This is a genomic window from Pedobacter alluvionis, assembly GCF_003664035.1.
In the GTDB taxonomy this organism is placed as follows: Bacteria; Bacteroidota; Bacteroidia; order Sphingobacteriales; family Sphingobacteriaceae; genus Pedobacter; species Pedobacter alluvionis.
In genome coordinates, this window is record NZ_RCCK01000013.1 from 123,016 (window position 1) to 143,172 (window position 20,157).

The window sequence follows — 20,157 nt, forward strand, 5'->3', positions numbered from 1 at the left end:
TGACATGAAAAAACTGCTTGTATTCCTGTCGTTAAGCCTACTCTTTATCAATGCGATTTCAGCACAAACCACCACTGTTTGGATTGTTAGACATGCTGAGAAGGATAAATCAAACCCACAGGATACCGATCCCAGCCTATCGGATGAAGGAAAAATCCGTGTTGCCGATTTAGCAAAATATTTAAAAAAAGTAAAATTTGATGTCGCCTTCGCCACTCCAACTAAAAGAACACATCAAACCTTAGATTCATTGATGATCCCAAAAGTGATTAATTATAAAGACATTAAATCGCTTGTGGATAGCATTAAAACCAATTATGTGGGTAAAACGGTGATGGTTGCAGCTCATTCCAATACCGTACTCGAAATTATTGAAGCCCTTGGTGGCAAAAGGCCAAAAGAAGAATTAACCGACGATGATTATGATTACATTTTCGAATTATCGGTAAAAGAAGATAAAGCAAGGGTTAAAATGGATCAATATGGCAGGCCACACCATTTGTAGTTTCTGATGTCAGGTGTTACTACCTGACAATTGGAGAGATAAATTTAGTGTAAGATGGCAACATCTTACACCACGGATAAAATTAAGGTCTTAAGAATGAGGATTAGATCCTGAAACAAGTTCAGGATGACGCTGGCCCTGAAGATTACAACTTGGCACCCAAACTAATGAACTAATGACCACTGAACCACTATAGCTTTTCGAAAGGAATATCCATTAAATTATAATTTCTCCACCCCGAGAAATCATAATGCCACCATTCATTTTCCAACACATTCATCTGGTATTTTGCCATGACAGCGATCAGGAAATCGCGGTTTTTCCTGGCCTCGGGAGATACATTTTCATATTTTGCCGCAGCCGCAGCTGAAAAACTATCATAGGGCGTTGGCATCACCAATTCTTTTCCTGTTTTCAGATTAATCAGTGTTAAATCTACGGCACAGCCCCTATTGTGTTTAGATCCTTTTGCCGGATTGGCCACAAAATTTTTATCGCTTGCTTTTTTATAAAACTCAACAGTAATGGCATAAGGTCGATAACCATCAAATATTTTTAACCCGTAGCCTTTTTTATTTAATTCCTTTTGGATCTTTTTTAACGATTCTACCACTGGTCTTCGGGCAAAAGCCCTCGCCTGTTTATACATTACCTGCTGCATAAAGTTATTTTTAGTAGCGTAGCGGATATCAAGTTTAATATTGGGAATGGCTTTTTTAATTTCAACCAGTTCATTACTCGGATTCGATTTTACAGAAGCCAGGTATTGGTTATAAGAACTTACTACAACCAGCTTTTTTATTGCAAGAGGTTTATTTTGGGCATTTACAGCAACCGAAAAGAAAAAGAATAAAGCTAGCAGATTGAATTTTATCATAATTATATCAAGTATAGTGATCAGGCATCAATCGTCCCCATTATCCCTCTTACATCTCCCATTTTACATCTTTTTATTGATTCGAAACCACCAATAATTCAAGATCCTTGAACGGCAGATTAAACATATCGGCCAGATCTTTATTGGTGCAATTACCTTGATAAATATAAAGTGCTTCCCGAATACCCGGTTTATTCCAAACCATATTCACTAAACCTCCAAATTCACCAATATCTAATAAAATGGGTGCAAAAATATTCGTCAAAGCGTAAGATGCCGTTCTTGGCACACGCGAGGCTATATTAGGCACGCAATAGTGGATAACATCATATTTTCTGAATACCGGATTGGTGTGGTTGGTCACTTCAGAAGTTTCGAAACAGCCACCCTGATCAATACTAATGTCAATTACCACAGAGTGTGGTTTCATGCGGGCAACGGTTTCTTCCATTACGATGCAAGGACTCCGCCCGTGGGTAGCCCTTATGGCACCTATTACTACGTCGCAGGTTATAATGGCTTTATTTAAAACAATGGGTTGCATGACCGAGGTAAACACCCTGCTGCCCAAATTATTCTGCAGGCGGCGTAAGCGATAAATAGAACTATCGAAAACTTTTACTTCAGCCCCTAATGCCAAAGCTGTTCTGGCTGCATATTCGCCAACCGTTCCTGCACCCAAAATAACAATTTCTGTTGGTGGAACCCCAGTAAAGCCTCCTAACATTAATCCTTTACCTCCAGTTACATTACTTAAATATTCTGCAGCAATTAAAATAGAGGTCGAGCCTACTATTTCGCTCATGGCACGTACCACACTGAGTATATTACCTTCGTCGCGAAGATTCTCAAAACATAACGCATTAATTTTTTTATGCATCAATGCTTTCAGATAATCCTGCTTTAGCGTTCCGGTTTGTAAAGAAGAAATAAGCGTTTGCCCTTTATGCATCATCTCAATTTCTTCCAGCATGGGAGGTGCAATTTTCACCAGGATATCCGCATCAAAAACTTCCTTTTTGTTATAGGCAATTTTGGCGCCCTGCTCAGCATATTCGGTATCAGAAAAATTAGCGGCGATACCTGCACCACTTTCCAAAACAACCCGATGTCCGTTATTTACCAATAAAGCAACAGATAAAGGGGTTAATGCAATTCTATTTTCCTGGAAAGAAATTTCCTTTGGTATTCCTATGTATAGACTGTTTTTTTTATTTCTGGTTTCTAACTTTGCTTCTTGCGTTTGTAGTAAACCCTGACGAGCTATATCGGCCATTCCTTCGCGTAATCCTGTAGCCATGTTGAATTAAAATTATGATAGTTTTAGGTTGTTCAAGATACGGAAAATCTGTTAATTTATTGATAACTAATTGTTATCCCTTCGAAAACCTGAACAATCTGCGGTTTTCATCCAGCACCTTAATCTCCACTTTTATAAGTTTTTCGGGTAATAATTCTTCCACTCGTTCCGGCCATTCTATTAAACAAACGCCACCGCCATAAAAATATTCTTCATAACCCAAATCATAAGCTTCGCGGATATCTTTTATACGGTAAAAATCGAAATGAAAAACGGGACCGTTCGGGCTTTCATATTCATTTACAATAGAATAGGTTGGACTCGAAACTACATCGGCTATCCCTAAATGTTTACAGAAATTTTTAATAAAAGTGGTTTTCCCGGCGCCCATATCGCCTTCAAAAATGAAGACTTTCTCCTTGCCCGCAAAATTTGAAAGCTGTTGTGCTACTACAGGTAAATCGGCTAAACTATTTACTTCGATATCCATTTTAAAAAAATAAAGGCAAAAGTAATACATAATTGCATTGCTTTTGCCTGATTATTTGCGTTTTGTCAGTCTGGGCCTGTCGAAGACCCTACCATCGCGGCAGATCCTGAAACAAGTCCAGGAGGACGATCCTATTGAAAATGAACGGCCTCATGTCTCAAATCTAGTATCTCAAATCCCTTAAACTACCTCGGCGAATACGTTACTACCGGAATAATCATTTCCTCTAACGAAATCCCGCCGTGCTGGAAGGTTTCATTATAGTAGTTTACAAACTGATTGTAATTATTCGGATAAACGAAATAACTATCTTCTCTTGCGAAAATATAACTGCTGCTGATGTTGATTTTTGGCAATAAAGCATCGTGAGGGTTTTTAATTAAAAACACTTCTTTTGCATTAAAATTAAGGTTTCTGCCTTGTTTGTAACGTAAATTCGTGTTTGTGCTCCTATCGCCAATGACTTTAACTGGTTTTTTAACGCGGATGGTTCCGTGATCAGTGGTAATGATCACTTTTACCTTTTTCTGAGATATTTTTTTCAATAAATCCCAAAGTGGAGAATGCTCAAACCAGGATAAGGTTAACGAACGGTAAGCCGCATCATCATTAGCCAATTCACGAATCATCTGCATATCGGTACGCGCATGACTTAACATATCAACAAAGTTGAATACAATGGCATTAAAATCATTCTGCAACAGGTTATTGGTCTGCTCAACCAAATCCTTTCCCTGCTCAAAAGTTAAGATCTTATTATAACTGAATTTACAGTCTTTTCTTAAGTTGCGTTTAATATTGTCAGCCAGGAAAGCCTCTTCGTGCATATTTTTTCCTCCCTCATCATCATCGTTCTGCCAAAGCTGAGGAAAACGTTTCTCCATGTCTAAAGGCATCATACCTGAAAAAATAGCGTTACGCGCATATTGTGTCGCCGTTGGCAAAATACTCGTGTACATATCCTCCTCATCAATCCTGAAATATTCAGAAATTAACGGATTAATGATTTTCCATTGATCATAACGTAAGTTATCAATCAGGATAAAAAACACAGGCGTATTATCGTTGATATGCGGAAAGGCTTTTTTCTTTAATAACTCATTCGAAAGCAAAGGAGCCTTGTCTTTGTTCTTAATCCAATCCAGGTAATTTTCTTCAATAAATTTTGTAAACTGTGTATTGGCCTCCTGCTTTTGCATGGTTAAAATTTCATGCATCTGCGGATCGTCCAGTTTTTCTAATTCAAGCTCCCAAAAAACGATCTTTTTGTACACGTCAATCCACTCTTCATAATTAAGCCTGTCGCCCAAAGTCATTCCTAAACGGCGGAAATCCTGTTGATAAGCCATAGAGGTTTTTTCACTCACCAGACGTTTATTATCAATTAACTTTTTAATGGTTAACAAAACCTGCTTTGGATTTACCGGTTTGATCAGGTAATCATCAATTTTACTGCCTATCGCATCTTCCATCAGGTTTTCTTCTTCACTTTTGGTAATCAGCACAACCGGAACATCTGGGTTGAGGTTTTTAATGGCCGACAAAGTTTCGATGCCACTCATTCCCGGCATATTCTCATCGAGAAAAACCAGGTCAAAGTGGGCTTTTCCAAATGCTTCCAAAGCGTCGTTTCCATTGGTAAATGTGGTTACGTGATAACCTTTATCATTTAACAATAATATATGAGGTTTTAACAGGTCGATTTCATCATCGGCCCATAATATTTTAGTTTCTTGCATGTTATTGTAAAAATAGGTAAGTATTGCCCTTTAATTTTGGCAGGTAAATCAAACTGTGAATAAAAATAGCAATTTTTGTACCGTATCTATCTATTTAACTATTTTTAACGATTGAACAAGAAGAAAATAATAAATGATCCGGTTTACGGATTCATCAGTATCCCATCTGAATTGGTTTACGATGTGATCTCACATCCTTATTTCCAGCGTTTGCGCTATATCAAACAGCTTGGAATGACCCATTTAGTTTATCCGGGGGCTTTGCACACGCGTTTTCACCATGCTTTGGGTGCGATGCATTTAATGAGTCTGGCCATAAATCTTTTAAAAAGTAAAGGACATGCCATAACCGACGGCGAAGAAGAAGCCGCCATTTTGGCCATCTTATTACACGATATCGGCCATGGCCCTTTTTCACATGCATTAGAACATTCATTGGTTACCGGAATCAGGCACGAAGATATCTCCGCAAAACTGATGCATGATCTGAATGCACACTTCGACGGACGTTTAACCCATGCGATTGAGGTTTTTAACGGCACCTACCCTAAAAGATTTCTTCATCAATTGATTTCTGGTCAGTTAGATCTCGATAGAATGGATTATTTAAACCGCGACAGTTTTTTTACAGGCGTAAGTGAAGGCGTAATCAGTTTCGATCGGATTATTAAAATGTTTAATGTTTACGATGATGACCTAGTGATTGAAGAGAAAGGCATTTATTCCATTGAGAAATTTTTAATTGCCCGCAGGCTGATGTATTGGCAGGTTTATCTGCACAAAACAGTAATATCAGGCGAGATGATCTTGGTGAAATTATTAGAACGTGCAAAAGAATTATCCGCAGCAGGCGAAAACTTGTTTGCTTCACCATCCTTAAATTATTTTCTAAAAAACGATATCAACGAGGCTAATTTCTTTGCACAGCACGAAAATTTAGAGCATTTTACCAACCTTGATGATCAGGATATTTATGCTGCCGTTAAGGTTTGGACCAAACATGATGATAAAATTTTGTCTGCATTATGTAAAATGCTTACTTCCAGAAATCTTTATAAGGTGGAAATGGGCAACGAAATGGCAAATAGCGACCGTGTAAACTTTTTGCAGGATGCTGCAGTCAGTTTATTAGAAATTAAGCCAGAAGAAGCCCGGTATTTTGTTTTCACCGATTCTATTCAAAACCGCGCATATAATGCAGGAGTTGGAAATATTAAGATTTTGATGAAAAATAACGACATTGTTGATATTGCAAAAGCCTCTGATTTGTCTAATCTGGAGTCGCTGCAAAAAACTGTAGAAAAATATATCCTCTGTTATCCCAGAGGGATTTAAGGTTATTTAACAAAATATTTAACTTTTAGTGCCGTTTTAAGTCTTATTATTGCGTAAAATATACACCCTTTAACCCGAGCAGGTTTTTTTGTTCATATCAATTTAACACATACCTTTGTACGATGCAATTTACTGCCACGCAGATAAGTCAGTTTCTAAACGGTTCCATTGATGGTAACCCTGATGTAGCCGTTACTGAACTTTCTAAAATAGAAGACGGGAAAGAAGGCTCTTTGTCTTTTCTTTCCAACCCTAAGTACGAAAACTTTTTGTACTCTACTCAGGCGTCAGTTGTTATCGTATCAAAAGACTTTGCTCCTACTCAGCCTTATACCAGCACCTTAATAAGGGTTGAAAATCCTTATAGTGCCTTTACCATTTTGTTGGATAAATATAATGAGGCGGTAAACGCACAGGCTGCACAATCTGGAATTGATAAACTGGCATATATACACCCAACAGCAAAAATTGGCAAAAATGTATTTATAGATGCTTTTGCTTATGTGGCCGAAAACGTAGAAATTGCAGATGGCTGTAAAATAAATGCGCAAACTTTTATTGGCGCTAATTCTAAAATCGGCAATAACAGCACTTTTTTCCCCGGAGTAAAAATTTATCACAATTCAATAATTGGTGCCAGGGTTATTATTCATGCTAATACGGTTATCGGAAGCGATGGTTTTGGCTTCGCCCCACAAAAGGACGGCACTTACAATAAAATCCCTCAGATTGGAAACGTCATAATTGAAGATGATGTAGAAATCGGCGCAAATACTACTGTAGATCGTGCAACAATGGGATCAACAATTGTAAAGAAAGGTGCAAAAATCGACAACCTGATCCAGATTGCCCATAACGTTGAAATTGGCGAGAATACTGTTTTAGCCGCGCAATCGGGCATATCAGGCAGTACAAAAATAGGCCCAAACAGTGTAGTCGGTGGGCAGGTTGGTATAGCCGGTCACTTAACCTTAGCAAAGGGAACACAGATTGGTGCTCAGGCCGGTATAAATTTTAACATCACAGAAGAAAATAAACAATGGCACGGTAGTCCGGCGCAACCCTTACGCAACTGGATGCGTGCCTCGGTAATTTTCAAACATCTTCCGGATGTAGAAAAAAGAATAAACGCGCTCGAAGAGGAATTGAAAAGGCTTACAGCTGAACTGGAAAAGAATACAATACACAATGAACGTTAGACAAAAAACGATTAAACAAGAAATATCAGCATCTGGTGTAGGTTTACACACAGGAGCTAATGTGACTTTAACATTTTGCCCGGCTCCCGAAAATCATGGATTTAAATTTCAGCGTATTGATTTAGATGGCCACCCGATTATCGAAGCCGATGCAGATAACGTTACCGATACCTCACGAGGCACTACACTTACTCAAAACGGTGCAAGCGTAAGTACTGTAGAGCACGTAATGGCTTCTTTAGTAGGCATGGATCTTGACAACATACTGATTAAATTAGACGGGCCTGAAACACCAATTATGGATGGAAGCTCTATCCAATTTGTTGATTTATTGGAAGAAGTAGGCACAGTTGAGCAGAATGCAGATCGTGAGTATTTTACCATTCCACATAACATTACCTATACCGAAGAAGATAGAAAAGTAGAAATTGTGGCCATGCCGTTAGACGATTACCGTTTTACGTGTATGATTGATTACAACTCTCCTGTTTTGGGCAGCCAGCACGCCGGTATTAATACCATTGCTGAGTTTAAGAAAGAAATTGCTTCTTGTCGCACTTTCTGCTTCTTACACGAATTAGAATATCAGTTATCGCACAATTTAATTAAAGGTGGAGATTTAAATAATGCCATTGTAATTGTAGATAAAGAGGTTACCAAAGACGAATTGAGCCATTTGGCTAAATTATTTAACCGTAAAGATATTGATGTTGCCCCGCAAGGGATTTTGAATAACATGGAATTGCGTTACCAGAACGAGCCTGCCCGTCATAAGTTGTTAGATATGATCGGCGATTTAGCTTTGGTTGGGATGCATTTAAAAGGTCACATTATGGCGGCCCGACCAGGTCATGCAGCAAACGTTGCCTTTGCAAAAAAGATTAAAGCAGCCATTAAAAAAGAGAAAAACAAAAAAGTACAAAAGGTATACGACCCAAGTGCAAAACCATTATATGACGTGGTTCAGATCATGGATATTTTGCCTCACCGTCAGCCATTTTTATTCGTTGATAAAATATTAGAACTTTCTAAAAACCACGTGGTAGGCGTTAAAAACGTAACCATGAACGAAGAGTTTTTCAAGGGTCATTTTCCTGGTGCACCGGTTTTTCCGGGGGTAATTCAAATTGAGGCAATGGCCCAGGTTGGTGGTATTTTAGTGTTAAGTACCGTACCGGATCCAAGAAATTATTTAACCTATTTCTTAAAAATAGATAACGTACGTTTTAGAGCACAGGTTCTTCCTGGCGATACAATTGTTTTCCGTTGCGATTTACTTGAACCCATCAGAAGAGGCATTGCCCAGATGAAAGGTGTAGGTATGGTTGGCGAAAAAATCGTTGTCGAAGCCGAAATGATGGCTCAAATTTCAAAAGTTAAACAAGCAGAACCCGCCCAATAATGATACAACCCCTAGCATATATACATCCTCAGGCAAAAATTGCCGAAAACGTGGTAATAGAACCTTTTGTAGTCATACACAAAGACGTTGTAATTGGAGAGGGAACCTGGATCGGATCGAACGTGACCATTATGGATGGCGCACGTATCGGCAAAAATTGCCGCATATTCCCTGGTGCTGTTATTTCTGGCGAACCACAGGATTTGAAATTTGCCGGCGAAATTACTACTGCAGAAATTGGCGATAATACTACTATACGTGAGTGTGTTACCATTAACCGTGGCACTAAAGATAAATGGAAAACGACCATTGGCAGTAATTGTTTAATTCAGGCTTATTCACACATCGCTCACGATTGCGAGGTTGGAAATAACTGTATTTTCTCTAACAGCACCACATTGGCTGGCCACATTACTATTGGAAACAATGTAGTTTTGGCAGGTTTGGTTGCTATACACCAATTCGTTAAAGTTGGTTCTTATGCCTTTGTAACTGGTGGTTCATTGGTACGTAAAGATGTTCCGCCTTATGTTAAAGCGGCTCGAGAGCCACTTTCTTATGCAGGTATTAACTCTGTGGGTTTGCGTAGAAGAGGTTTTACCAACGAGCAAATTGATGAGATTCAGGAAATTTACCGTGTGCTTTTTGTAAAGCACAATAACGTAACCAAAGCTTTAGACATGATCGAAGCAGAATTTAAACCAACGGAAATTCGTGATGAAATTGTAGATTTTATCCGCAATTCTAACCGTGGGGTAATGAAGGGCTTTGGCATGGGAAGCTAAGCCTAAAGCAAAGAGACCAAAGCTTAAAGCAAAACAAATATTCATGAGTGATTTAACGCTAATCAGAACAGATTCAGACCATACGGATTTCAGACAATTGGTTGCCTTACTGGATCAGGATTTAGCTGTTAGAGATGGTGACGATCATACTTTTTATGCGCAGTTTAACAAAGTTGATGCCATTAAAGAAGTGATTGTTGCCTACCAAAATGATGTACCCGTTGGTTGTGGTGCCATAAAACCTTTCTCGGCAACCGAAGCAGAAGTAAAGAGGATGTTTGTGCATCCCGACTACCGAAATAAAGGCATAGCCGCTAAAATTTTAACCGCCTTGGAAAACTGGGCAACCGAAATAGGTTTTTCTGCCACAGTGCTCGAAACAGGCAAAAAACAACCCGAAGCCATCGCACTTTATCAAAAAGTAGGATATCATATTATCCCTAACTATGGCCAGTACATTGGCGTTGATAACAGCGTTTGTATGACTAAACCGCTTAGCGCTAAACCCTAAACGCCCTACTGCAAATGAATATTACATTACAAAATGTTGGCAGAAGGTTTAATAAGGAATGGATTTTCAGGAATTTAAGCACTGAATTTTCTTCTGGTAATAGTTATGCCATATTAGGCCCTAATGGCTCTGGCAAATCAACATTATTAAGCGTGCTAACGGGTAGCTTATCCCCTTCTGAGGGCGAAGTCTCATTTTCAGACACAAAAGATATCCCTGTAGAGAATATCTACAAGTACATCAGTTTGGCAGCGCCATATCTCGAACTGGTTGAAACTTTTACCCTAAAAGAGATCATTGATTTTCATTTTAAGTTTAAAAATTTTGCTGCCGGAGTTGATGCCAAAAATCTGATCGGCATATTAGGTTTGGAAAAGGCGGCAAACAAAGAAATTAAATATTTCTCATCAGGCATGAAGCAAAGAACCAAACTAGCTTTGGCCTGCTGTGCGGATACACCTATTTTATTTTTAGACGAGCCAACGAGTAATTTAGATGTTCAGGGAATAAATTGGTACCGCGAACTGATCGAAAATTTTGGAAAAGAGCGGCTTACCATAATTGGTTCAAATCAAATACAAGAATACGAATTCTGCTCTGTACAACTACAAATGTCAGACTATAAGTAGGTTAATACCCAAAAAAGCCTTTTCTTAAACGTATGTTTTGTCATACATTTGTACTAAAAATAATTTTTTTAAAAAATATTTTGTAATTGATAAATTGTTCTTACCTTTGCACCACCAAAAAGAGAAACAATTATTTAATTTATCTCTTCCAGGAAACGTTCATATTTTCCGCATTGCGGAATCAAAAATATAGCCCTTAAAAGGCAAAGAGTTTTTCATAGTTTAGTTTGAGGTTTAGGTTGATTATGCCTTTGGAGTGGTTCCCAAAGGCATTTCTTTTATGCGGAGTTTTTTGTCGTTTCGGTGGCAATTATTTTGTGCACAAGCCTCACATTGCTAAACCCGATTGCACGAAAATACTTTTTGGTGCAGCCACTTCAATAATTTTGCACATATAATTACAAAAAGATTGAAGAAAAAGCGGGACCGTCCTACCCGATTAATGCTGGTTTCGCTTTTCAAATCATCATTCATTTTTTTAACTTTGGTATTCAAAACAATTGACAAAACAATATTTCATTATAAATGGCAAAAGCATCAGAAGTAAAAAGCGGAAATGTGCTTCGTTTTAACGGAGAGTTGGTAAGTGTAGAAGAATATATCCACCGTACTCCAGGAAATTTAAGGGCTTTTTATCAGGCCCGTATGCGCAATGTAAAAACCGGGAAAATTGTAGAATACCGTTTCCGGACAGATGAAGAGGTGACCATTTGCCGTGTGGAGACCAATGATTATCAATACCTGTATGAGGATGGCGATTACCTGGTAGTAATGGATAACAACACTTACGAACAGTACAACATCCCAAAGCTGCTTTTTGGCAGTTCGATTAAATTCCTGAAAGAAGGCATGAATGTAACCATTGCTTTTGAAAGCGATGAACCGATCGTCGCCCAATTGCCTAATAGTGTAGAGCTGGAAATCACCTACTCTGAACCCGCTGTGAAAGGCGATACCTCAACCAACGCGCAGAAATATGCCACTGTAGAAACTGGCGCTGAAATTAGGGTTCCATTATTTATTAACCAGGGAGATAAGGTGAAGATTGATACCAAAACCGGCGAATATATCGAGCGGGTAAAATAGCAAAATTGAAGGCTTAGATTTCCTTAAACCCTAAGCCTTATCCCTTAAACCTTTATAGGTTTTTATTAAAATAATTTTACCTTTGCCGTCACGAAAAACTGAAATATAAATCCAATTTAGGATAACACAATATGGCAAAAGCATCAGAAATTAAAACAGGTAACATTCTTCGTATCAACAACGAGCTGGTTACTGTTGACGAATGGAATCACCGTACACCAGGAAAAGGTGGCGCATTTTACACCGGTAAATTCCGTAACATTAAATCGGGCAGAATTGTTGAGGCACGTATGAATACCGACGAGGCTGTAGAAATCTGTCGCGTAGAAACCAGTGATTACCAATATTTATACGAAGAAGGTGATTATTTGGTAGTAATGGACAACAACAGCTACGAGCAGTTTAATGTAGAGAAATCTTTATTTGGTTCGGCTATTAAATTCTTAAAAGAAGGCATGAACATCATCGTTTCTATGGAAAGCGATGAAGCTATTATGGCGCAATTACCAAACTTTGCAGAATTCGAAATTACTTATTCTGAGCCTGCTGTTAAAGGTGATACTTCTACAAATGCATTAAAAGCAGCAACATTAGAAAACGGTGTTGAAGTTAAAGTACCAATGTTCGTAAACCAAGGCGATAAAATTAAAATTGATACCCGTACCGGCGAATATGTTGAGCGTGTAAAATAATTTCAAATTCACATTTAAAAGCCTCTGAAATTTAATTTCAGAGGCTTTTTTGTTCCTCAAAATCTGTGAGGGTTAAACCCATAATGCTAAATAAACCGCATCTCTTAGGTATTACTTAGGTGACTTAGATGGTCATTTTTTTGGAAAATCAGGGTTCGTGTGCTTGGGTTACAACAGTCCCGCTCCCTTTGTAGTGCCGGCGTGTAGCCGGCAGCTACCACTACAATCGGGTTTATTTAACCAAAGCCTTTAGATCTTAGATTACAAAACCCCGCGGGTTTTCGAAACCTAAGAGGTTTGAAAAATATTATATTTGTTTTATGTTTAAAGCCGAAATCAGAAAACAAGCGTTAAAAGACAGGTTACTGCTAACCGACCCCAACCATCATGCGTTAAACGAATCGCTTTTAAAACAGTTTAAAACACTCGATTTTAGCCAAATTAAAACCCTGCATATCTTTTTACCCATTACAGAAAAAAAAGAGCCGGATACTTTTTTATTGATCGAATGGCTGAACAAAACCCATCCTGAAACTAAAATCATTGTACCTAAGGCTGATTTTGAAACAGCGCTGATGACCCACCACGAATACCTGGGCGAAAAAGACCTGAAAAAAAACCTTTACAACATTTTGGAGCCACAAAAAGGAAATCTGCACGAAGGAGAAATAGACATGGTAATTATTCCGCTGTTAGCCTTTGATAAACAAGGTTACCGTGTAGGTTATGGCAAAGGTTTTTATGATCGCTTTCTCCGGGATATAAATGCTCAGAAAATAGGTTTATCTTTGCATCCTGCAATTGAAAAAATCGATGATGTAAATGAACACGACATCAAATTAGATTTTTGCATAACACCAACAGGAATTATAAAATTTTAAGCTTACCGGCATGCCACAGGAAATCGTTATCAAAACCGAAAAACAGTACGAAGACAATATGATTGCGGTATTCGAATTACAAGAAAAAGAAGAATTAACCGCCGAAGACCTGAAACAGATTGAATTGATGTTAAAGGCTGGTGAGAAATATGAAGCGGAGCATTTGTAAAGGATCTACTCTCAAATCGTCACCCTGAATTTATTTCAGGGTCTATTTATAAGGCATTTACCGCAAGAAAGATCCTGAAACAAGTTCAGGATGACGACTCGCGCAAAATACTCCGTGTTTTTTCGTATCAGGCGCCTAAACCTAAGAGATATTTGCTTTCACAAAATCACTCACTAAATAAGCGATTAATTTAGACGTGAGCTTACTCACCCTCCCATCAAGCATACGCGTAGCGCCTTCGCATATATGCAGGTAAGAAAATTTCTTAGCATGGGTTAAAATCAGTTTTCGAATATCGTTAACGGCAAATCCAGAGGACGTTTCAGCACTCGAAAGCACATTCTGGATACAATCTAAATCAATTTCTAAACCCGCAGCAGGTCCTAATTCATCAAAAAAATCAGTGGCATCGGCACCCATTAAAATATCATCAAAAAATACAGCTTTTAATTTTGGATTGTTATCAATCTGGCTTAAAATAGCTTCATTGTTATAATTCTGATGTAAGCCATACATAAAATAATTATTCAGGTAATTTTCTTTTAAAGCATAAGAGAAGCCATTTCCACTGTGTCTGCCCTCTAACTCTCTTAAATCGGCATGCGCATCTACATTTAACACATCAATCGGGCGTTCAAATGCTAAAGAAGCACCTTTAATCATACCATAAGCGTTGTTATGACCACCACCAATTACAATTGGGATTTTGCCTGCAGCTACAATTTTCTCTATAACAGGATAAACCAATTCATCAATTTCAGCTACTTTATTTCTTAAAGCTTCAATAGAAGAATCTTCAGGTTCAGTAATTTCAAAATGCCCTAAAACCAAAATTTCTTCACCATTTAAAAAGCGGTTACACTGGACATTCAGAAAGGCGGTTAAACTTGTGCGCCATGCCGATGCGGCTCCCGCAATACCAGCATTTGCCCTTACTCCTATATCTTCAGGGATACCCAGCAATACAAATCTAGAATTGTTTGCTGTTAATCCTTCTACCGAGATTACTTTATGTCGATAAGTATTAACCCTCTCGCCAAGCTTGGTTTCGCCATCACGATGAATAATCAAATGCTCAATGTCGCTTTGCGAATATATTTTAAGGTTATCCATGATAAATCTCACCATTTAAAATCACCGTATCAACCTGGCTTTCACCAAAACTGTACGGCAAATAGGCTATTGAGGGCATTGGTTTTGTTATGAATAAATTTGCTTTTTTTCCAATGGCAATGCTTCCATAATTTTCGCTGATCTCCATTGCTGCCGCACCGTTTAGAGTAGCTGCATTGATGGCCTGCTCCGGAAACATTTTCATTTTAATACAGCCCAGCGATACCACAAAATTCATATTCCCTGAAGGTGTCGATCCCGGATTGTAATCGGTAGCCAAAGCAATAGGCAAATCTGCTTTAATAAAGTTTTTAGCATCTGCAAATGGAATACCTAAGTAAAACGAACAAGAAGGTAGTAATGTTACAATGGTATCGGCATTTCTTAACGTTTCGATGGTTTCCTCGTTACTTTCTTCCAAATGATCGACTGAAATGGCATTATTGTTAACCGCCACCTCAATAGCGCCCGAAACAGAAAGCTGATTGGCATGTATTTTAGGTTTTAAACCATATTTTGCTCCTGCTTTGAGTATCTGATCGGTTTCTTCTACAGAGAAAAAACCTTTTTCGCAGAAAACATCAATATAATCGGCCAGGTTTTCTTCTGCTATACGAGGTAACATTTCATTAATAATCAAGTTTATATAACCTTGATGATCATTTTTAAATTCAGCTGGAAAGGCATGTGCAGCCAGAAAAGTTGCCTTGATAGGGGTTGGAAACTGATCTTTTAACCTGCGGATTACCCTAAGCATTTTGATTTCACTTTCAGTGGTTAAGCCATAACCGCTTTTTATCTCAACCGCACCTGTTCCTTGTAGAATCATCTGTTTTAACCTAATCGCAGCACTTTCAAACAATTCGTCTTCTGTTGCTTTTTGAAGTTTATTGGCTGAATTTAAAATCCCTCCACCTGCAGCGGCAATTTCTTCGTAGGTTTTTCCCTGGATTTTCATCGCAAACTCTTCTTCACGTGAGGCCGCAAAAACAATATGGGTATGGCTATCGCACCAGGAAGGGAAAATGTATCTGCCTTTGGCCGAGATTTGAGATGGGAGATTTGAGATTTGAGAAGGGATTGAGCCCATCTCACCAAAATCTTTGATCAGGCCATCTTCTATCAAAAGCCAGGCATTTTCAAGTACAGGCAAATGATACAGTTCGCTGCCACGAAGCACCAATTTATCTTTATGATGAATGCCTACGAGGCCTTTTATATTGGTGATTAGCATTTGGTTCGTTTATTAAGTATGAGTAAAAGTATCGGGTAATAAGTGTCAGGATCTGAGTTTGTAAACCCCTGATCCATTTTACATCTTGCATTATTCCATTTCCAATAGAACCGGACAATGATCTGAATGTATGGCATCGGGTAAAATCCTTACATTTTTCAAGCGGCTTTCCATTGGTCTTGTAGCCAGATGGTAATCGATACGCCAGCCCAGGTTCTTTCCCCTCGATCCGGCACGGTAGCTCCACCAGGTATAATGATGCGGGTCTTTATTAAAATGACGGAAAGTATCGATGAAGCCGTTATCCAAAAATAATTGCATCCATTCTCTTTCCTCTGGTAAAAACCCTGAAGAATTTGCATTCGATTTTGGATTATGGATGTCAATAGCAGTGTGGCAGATGTTATAATCACCACTTACTATCAAATTTGGGATTTCTTTACGCAAGTCTCCGATGTACCCGTCAAAAAACCGCATAAATTCGTACTTTTTCACCTGCCTTTCATCTCCACTCGACCCGGATGGCATATATAAGCTCATTAAGGAGAAATCATCGAAATCAGCTCTTAAAATCCTGCCTTCTTTATCGATCCATTCTTCACCACAGCCAAATTCTATATGATTGGGTTTAATTTTAGATAAAATGGCTACGCCGCTATATCCTTTTTTCTCTGCCGGGAACCAATAATGGTGATAACCCAACTGCTCAATCAGTGCAATAATTTCAGGGATTTGCGCAGGCAGCGCCTTTACTTCCTGCAAACAGACCATATCAGCGTTTGTGGCTTGTAACCAGCCAAAAAAGTTTTTGGTACTTGCTGCCCTAATTCCGTTTACGTTATAGGAAATAATTTTCATCAGTTAAATTCAGTTTTCAATGGTGATGAAGCAATCATGATTTTTTATCACCGAGTGATAGTAAATCATGATAGTTTCAGTCAGTAAATTTCAATTGTTGTGGGCGGTAAATTTAGAAATTAATTGAATAAATGCTTAGTAATTGAGATTTGCTTTCATTAAATTTGTTTATGAGCATCGAGGAGTTAAAAATAGAGATTGCAAAAAAAGTGTTCGAAACGGATGATGAAAATCTTTTATCAGAGTTGGACATGCTTTTAAACTACAATGAAAAGGTTGTGCTGGAAGAATTACCAAAGCACGTTCAAGAGGGAATTAAAAGAGGGCTACAACAAGCTAAAGAGGGCAAGCTAATTCCGTATGATGAAGTTAAAAGAAGACTTTCTGAAAAATGGCATTAACCGTTTCTTTTTCAGAAGAAGCATACGAAACACTGCTGGGAATTGGGATTTTCATTGAAGAAACCTGGGGATATTACCACGCTGAAAAATTTATCCAAACCGTTTATAAAAAAATTGATTTAATTGCCATCTTGCCCTTTATCTATGAGCCTACTGCACTAAATAGCCAGGTAAGAAAAGGCGTAATTTCTAAATATACTTCTTTCTACTATCACATAAACCAAGAAGAAATAAGAATTTTATTCTTTTTTGACAACAGGCAAGATCCTTTAATTACATAACCATCTTATCTTTCAAAGAATCCTGCAGCAGTTGTTTCTCCAATTTTTTTGCAGCTCTTCTTTTTAAAACGGTGATTTCCATTTTAACATCCTGTTTTGGCCGGTTGTTTTTATCGGTTTCCAGAGCGGCAATTTTATCTACCATATCCAAGCCAACCACAATTTCGCCATAAACAGTATAATTGCGATCTAAATGAGGGGTGCCCCCTATTGTTTTATAAACCTCACGCTGCCATTCAGGGATTTTAAATTTTAAACGTTTCTCTTCTACACTGTTTAACTGCTGATCGGTAAAAACCTTACCCTGTACCAGGTAAAACTGACTACCACTTGATGCTTTGGCCGGATTAACATCATCACCTTCCCTGGCAGCAGCCAGAACGCCTTTTTTGTGAAACAAGCTATCATTAAACTCAGCTGGAATGGTATACTTCGGCCCTCCTTCACCCAATAAAGAATCAGGTTTGGCATTTTTAGAGTCCGGATCACCACCCTGGATCATAAAATCTTTAATCACCCTGTGAAACAAAACATCATTGTAGTATCCCTGTTTAACCAGTTTTAAAAAATTATCGCGGTGTAGAGGAGTTTGGTTATATAGCTTAATGATGCATTCTCCAAATTCGGTTTTAATGCGTACATATTTATTTTTGGGCTTTGCGGCAAAGGCTGAAAGCATCGAAAAGGTGCAGAGGAATAATAATATTTTCTTCATTTAACTGGTGTTTGAGGCTAAATTAAGCTAAAAAATGAAATTCAGTAAAGAAATAACCGCTTTATTCGATAATTTTTGCTTTACCTTTGTATTAATGAAGTTAAAACAAAAAATAGCACTTTCTTTGGCTGTATTCTATGCAGTTAGTGTTATGGGTTTGGCTTTAAGTCTCCATTTCTGTGGGGGCAAACTGGAAAACGTTAAACTTTTCAGCAATGAGATTTCATGCAAATTCTGCAAGGATATTCCTGCTGAAAAGAAAGATGACGGTTGTTGCAAAAATACCCAGGTCACAGTTAAAGTAAAAGATAGTCACCATGCAGAGGCTCAGTTACAAATGCCAAAACTGTTTTCTATCCAGCTTTTTCTACACCCCCCTGTTTTAGCATTTCTAAGCAGCATTGATCCAAAGTTTTTTAGTAAAATTTCGAACAAAGCACCGCCATTATCCTCGCGGATTGCCTTGCATATTTTCAATTGCATTTTTAGGAATTAGGATTTTAAACATCGGCTCGTCAATGCATCATTTTGCATTTCGACAGGCTCAATGTGACATTTCCTTAAATTCTAATTCAAAAAAATCATGAAAGCAATAAAAATATTCAGCATCGTTATGCTATTTTTCGCCGTTAATGTTTCGGCACAACAAATCTCTACAGCAGATTTACAGGTAACCGGTTTAACCTGTTCTATGTGCTCAAACGCAACACAAAAATCTTTAGAAACCCTCGGCTTTATCAGTAGCGTTAAACCTGATTTAAATAAAAACATTTTTGTTTTAACCTTTAAAAAAGACGCCAACGTTAACCTTGACCTGATCCGCAAAAAAGTTCAGGATGCAGGTTTTTCAGTAGGCGGCTTAACGGCTAACTTCAATTTTAATGATGTTAAGGTAGACGATAAAGGTCAGGCTGTTGTTAACGGCAATGTGTACCGTTTTGTAAATGTAAAAGGTAAAACGCTTAGTGGCAACGTAAAGGCCAGCGTAGTGGATAAAGATTTCATATCTGGTTCTGCATTTAAAAAACAGGCAACCACTGCTAATTCTGATGCTTATGCAAGCGGAACCGGTGTTGTAAATGGTAAAAAAACCCGTATTTATCATTTAGTTCTTTCGTAAGATGAGGCGGATATTCGTGTTAGCGCTGATGATGATCGGCGCTTATGCCAGTGTTTCGGCACAAGAACTATATGTATTTACAGAGCCTGCAAGTAATATGCCTACCAAATCAATTGGTGTAAGGATTACTAATGAGGGCATGTTCAATTATCCGGGTTACGTAAGCCGGACGATCCCGGAGGTAATGATCGGTTTTAACAAAAATCTGATGATGCATGCACAGGCCTTTCTCTCGGATATAGATGGAAAATACCGTTTAGAAGGAGGAAGTTTATACGCCAAGTACCGGTTTTTATCCTTGGATGAGGCACATAGCCATTTCAGGGCATCTGCTTTTGGAAGGGTAAGCACCAGCAGGCGCCCAACATACACAAGAGACATTAATCTTGAGGGTGACAATAGTGGCGTACAAGGTGGATTGATTTTCACACAGCTGCTGCACAAACTGGCATTATCATCAACCTTGGGTTATGCACATGCTTTTGAAAACAGCAACAGTCAGATTGCGGGAATGCCGCAGCCAAAGAACATGTTATCTTACAGTTTATCGTCGGGTTATTTGGTTTTACCAGTAGTTTATAAGGATTACAAACAGCCCAATTTTAATGTATATTTAGAATTGCTGGGCAAAACCGATCCGGGCAGCGGTCAGTCTTATTTAGATATCGCTCCTGCTGTACAAATGATTTTGAACAGCACAACCCGCATCGATTTTGGCTACCGCTTTCAGGCAGCCGGAAATATGGATAACCGATACACCAAAAACATGTACCTGCTTCGGGCAGAATTTAACTTCTTTAACGTTTTAAAATAAAAAAATAACGAAGCGATCATG

At 38.3% G+C, this 20,157-nt stretch carries 24 protein-coding genes; 16 read left to right on the plus strand and 8 right to left on the minus strand.

Annotated features, from left to right (window positions below; genetic code table 11):
• Positions 1–4: 4 nt before the first annotated feature.
• On the plus strand, positions 5–505 hold the full coding sequence (locus tag BCL90_RS17330) for a phosphoglycerate mutase family protein (RefSeq protein WP_121285267.1): 501 nt from the start codon (positions 5–7) through the stop codon (positions 503–505).
• A 190-nt stretch (positions 506–695) separates the two neighbouring features.
• Here BCL90_RS17330 and BCL90_RS17335 read toward each other — a convergent pair whose 3' ends face one another.
• From BCL90_RS17335 to porX, 4 genes are all read right to left on the minus strand, one after another.
• Complete coding sequence (locus BCL90_RS17335) at positions 696–1,382, minus strand: M15 family metallopeptidase (RefSeq protein WP_121285268.1); 687 nt, start codon at positions 1,380–1,382, stop codon at positions 696–698.
• 73 nt (positions 1,383–1,455) lie between these two features.
• Positions 1,456–2,682 carry an alanine dehydrogenase gene (locus BCL90_RS17340; protein WP_121285269.1) on the minus strand — a complete coding sequence of 409 codons (1,227 nt, stop codon included), beginning with the start codon at positions 2,680–2,682 and terminating at the stop codon, positions 1,456–1,458.
• 73 nt (positions 2,683–2,755) lie between these two features.
• Complete coding sequence (tsaE, locus tag BCL90_RS17345) at positions 2,756–3,172, minus strand: tRNA (adenosine(37)-N6)-threonylcarbamoyltransferase complex ATPase subunit type 1 TsaE (RefSeq protein WP_121285270.1); 417 nt, start codon at positions 3,170–3,172, stop codon at positions 2,756–2,758.
• Positions 3,173–3,357: 185 nt separating this feature from the next.
• Positions 3,358–4,911, minus strand: a complete 1,554-nt coding sequence (gene porX / locus BCL90_RS17350) for a T9SS response regulator signal transducer PorX (protein WP_121285271.1) — start codon at positions 4,909–4,911, stop codon at positions 3,358–3,360.
• A gap of 111 nt (positions 4,912–5,022) precedes the next feature.
• On the opposite strand from porX, the gene BCL90_RS17355 reads away from it, so the two are divergent.
• The 10 genes from BCL90_RS17355 (at position 5,023) to BCL90_RS25760 (ending at position 13,600) form a co-directional block, all read left to right on the plus strand.
• The gene (locus tag BCL90_RS17355; protein WP_166792094.1) at positions 5,023–6,246 is read left to right on the plus strand and encodes an HD domain-containing protein; all 1,224 of its coding nucleotides are present in this window, start codon (positions 5,023–5,025) and stop codon (positions 6,244–6,246) included.
• A 122-nt stretch (positions 6,247–6,368) separates the two neighbouring features.
• Positions 6,369–7,445 (plus strand): UDP-3-O-(3-hydroxymyristoyl)glucosamine N-acyltransferase, encoded by a 1,077-nt coding sequence (gene lpxD, locus BCL90_RS17360; protein ID WP_121285272.1) that lies wholly within the window; start codon positions 6,369–6,371, stop codon positions 7,443–7,445.
• Positions 7,435–8,847 (plus strand): bifunctional UDP-3-O-[3-hydroxymyristoyl] N-acetylglucosamine deacetylase/3-hydroxyacyl-ACP dehydratase, encoded by a 1,413-nt coding sequence (locus tag BCL90_RS17365; protein ID WP_121285273.1) that lies wholly within the window; start codon positions 7,435–7,437, stop codon positions 8,845–8,847. The genes lpxD and BCL90_RS17365 overlap by 11 nt, the downstream gene beginning before the upstream one ends.
• Positions 8,847–9,632: an acyl-ACP--UDP-N-acetylglucosamine O-acyltransferase gene (lpxA, locus tag BCL90_RS17370; RefSeq protein ID WP_025141731.1), complete on the plus strand. Its 786-nt coding sequence runs from the start codon at positions 8,847–8,849 to the stop codon at positions 9,630–9,632. Before BCL90_RS17365 ends, lpxA begins: the two co-directional genes overlap by 1 nt.
• 43 nt (positions 9,633–9,675) lie before the next feature.
• Positions 9,676–10,143, plus strand: a complete 468-nt coding sequence (locus BCL90_RS17375; protein WP_121286172.1) for a GNAT family N-acetyltransferase — start codon at positions 9,676–9,678, stop codon at positions 10,141–10,143.
• 14 nt (positions 10,144–10,157) lie between these two features.
• On the plus strand, positions 10,158–10,772 hold the full coding sequence (locus BCL90_RS17380) for an ABC transporter ATP-binding protein (RefSeq protein ID WP_121285274.1): 615 nt from the start codon (positions 10,158–10,160) through the stop codon (positions 10,770–10,772).
• Between the two features lie 525 nt (positions 10,773–11,297).
• Positions 11,298–11,858, plus strand: coding sequence for an elongation factor P (gene efp, locus BCL90_RS17385; protein WP_121285275.1), 561 nt, complete (start codon positions 11,298–11,300; stop codon positions 11,856–11,858).
• 131 nt (positions 11,859–11,989) lie between these two features.
• Positions 11,990–12,550: an elongation factor P gene (gene efp, locus BCL90_RS17390; protein ID WP_121285277.1), complete on the plus strand. Its 561-nt coding sequence runs from the start codon at positions 11,990–11,992 to the stop codon at positions 12,548–12,550.
• 320 nt (positions 12,551–12,870) lie between these two features.
• Positions 12,871–13,431: a 5-formyltetrahydrofolate cyclo-ligase gene (locus BCL90_RS17395; RefSeq protein WP_121285279.1), complete on the plus strand. Its 561-nt coding sequence runs from the start codon at positions 12,871–12,873 to the stop codon at positions 13,429–13,431.
• 10 nt (positions 13,432–13,441) lie between these two features.
• Positions 13,442–13,600: a hypothetical protein gene (locus tag BCL90_RS25760; protein WP_157255332.1), complete on the plus strand. Its 159-nt coding sequence runs from the start codon at positions 13,442–13,444 to the stop codon at positions 13,598–13,600.
• Positions 13,601–13,741: 141 nt separating this feature from the next.
• On the opposite strand, the gene BCL90_RS17400 is transcribed toward BCL90_RS25760, so the two are convergent.
• The 3 genes from BCL90_RS17400 to BCL90_RS17410 all read right to left on the minus strand — a co-directional run bounded on the left by BCL90_RS17400 (position 13,742) and on the right by BCL90_RS17410 (position 16,805).
• Positions 13,742–14,713, minus strand: coding sequence for a formimidoylglutamase (locus tag BCL90_RS17400; RefSeq protein WP_121285281.1), 972 nt, complete (start codon positions 14,711–14,713; stop codon positions 13,742–13,744).
• The gene (gene hutI / locus BCL90_RS17405) at positions 14,706–15,947 is read right to left on the minus strand and encodes an imidazolonepropionase (protein ID WP_121285283.1); all 1,242 of its coding nucleotides are present in this window, start codon (positions 15,945–15,947) and stop codon (positions 14,706–14,708) included. The genes BCL90_RS17400 and hutI overlap by 8 nt, the downstream gene beginning before the upstream one ends.
• Positions 15,948–16,037: 90 nt before the next feature.
• Positions 16,038–16,805: an exodeoxyribonuclease III gene (locus tag BCL90_RS17410; RefSeq protein WP_121285284.1), complete on the minus strand. Its 768-nt coding sequence runs from the start codon at positions 16,803–16,805 to the stop codon at positions 16,038–16,040.
• A gap of 170 nt (positions 16,806–16,975) precedes the next feature.
• Between BCL90_RS17410 and BCL90_RS17415 the strand changes: the two genes are divergently transcribed.
• Positions 16,976–17,206 carry a hypothetical protein gene (locus tag BCL90_RS17415; RefSeq protein ID WP_121285286.1) on the plus strand — a complete coding sequence of 77 codons (231 nt, stop codon included), beginning with the start codon at positions 16,976–16,978 and terminating at the stop codon, positions 17,204–17,206.
• The gene (locus BCL90_RS17420; protein ID WP_121285288.1) at positions 17,197–17,487 is read left to right on the plus strand and encodes a type II toxin-antitoxin system RelE/ParE family toxin; all 291 of its coding nucleotides are present in this window, start codon (positions 17,197–17,199) and stop codon (positions 17,485–17,487) included. The genes BCL90_RS17415 and BCL90_RS17420 overlap by 10 nt, the downstream gene beginning before the upstream one ends.
• On the opposite strand, the gene BCL90_RS17425 is transcribed toward BCL90_RS17420, so the two are convergent.
• A complete protein-coding gene (locus BCL90_RS17425; protein ID WP_121285290.1) occupies positions 17,480–18,202 on the minus strand; it encodes a peptidylprolyl isomerase in 723 nt (240 codons plus the stop codon). The genes BCL90_RS17420 and BCL90_RS17425 overlap by 8 nt on opposite strands.
• Before the next feature lie 34 nt (positions 18,203–18,236).
• Between BCL90_RS17425 and BCL90_RS17430 the strand changes: the two genes are divergently transcribed.
• The 3 genes from BCL90_RS17430 (at position 18,237) to BCL90_RS17440 (ending at position 20,136) form a co-directional block, all read left to right on the plus strand.
• Positions 18,237–18,698, plus strand: a complete 462-nt coding sequence (locus tag BCL90_RS17430) for an HYC_CC_PP family protein (protein WP_121285292.1) — start codon at positions 18,237–18,239, stop codon at positions 18,696–18,698.
• Between the two features lie 87 nt (positions 18,699–18,785).
• Positions 18,786–19,322 carry a heavy-metal-associated domain-containing protein gene (locus tag BCL90_RS17435; protein ID WP_121285294.1) on the plus strand — a complete coding sequence of 179 codons (537 nt, stop codon included), beginning with the start codon at positions 18,786–18,788 and terminating at the stop codon, positions 19,320–19,322.
• 1 nt (position 19,323) lies between these two features.
• A complete protein-coding gene (locus tag BCL90_RS17440) occupies positions 19,324–20,136 on the plus strand; it encodes a hypothetical protein (RefSeq protein WP_121285296.1) in 813 nt (270 codons plus the stop codon).
• Positions 20,137–20,157: the final 21 nt, after the last annotated feature.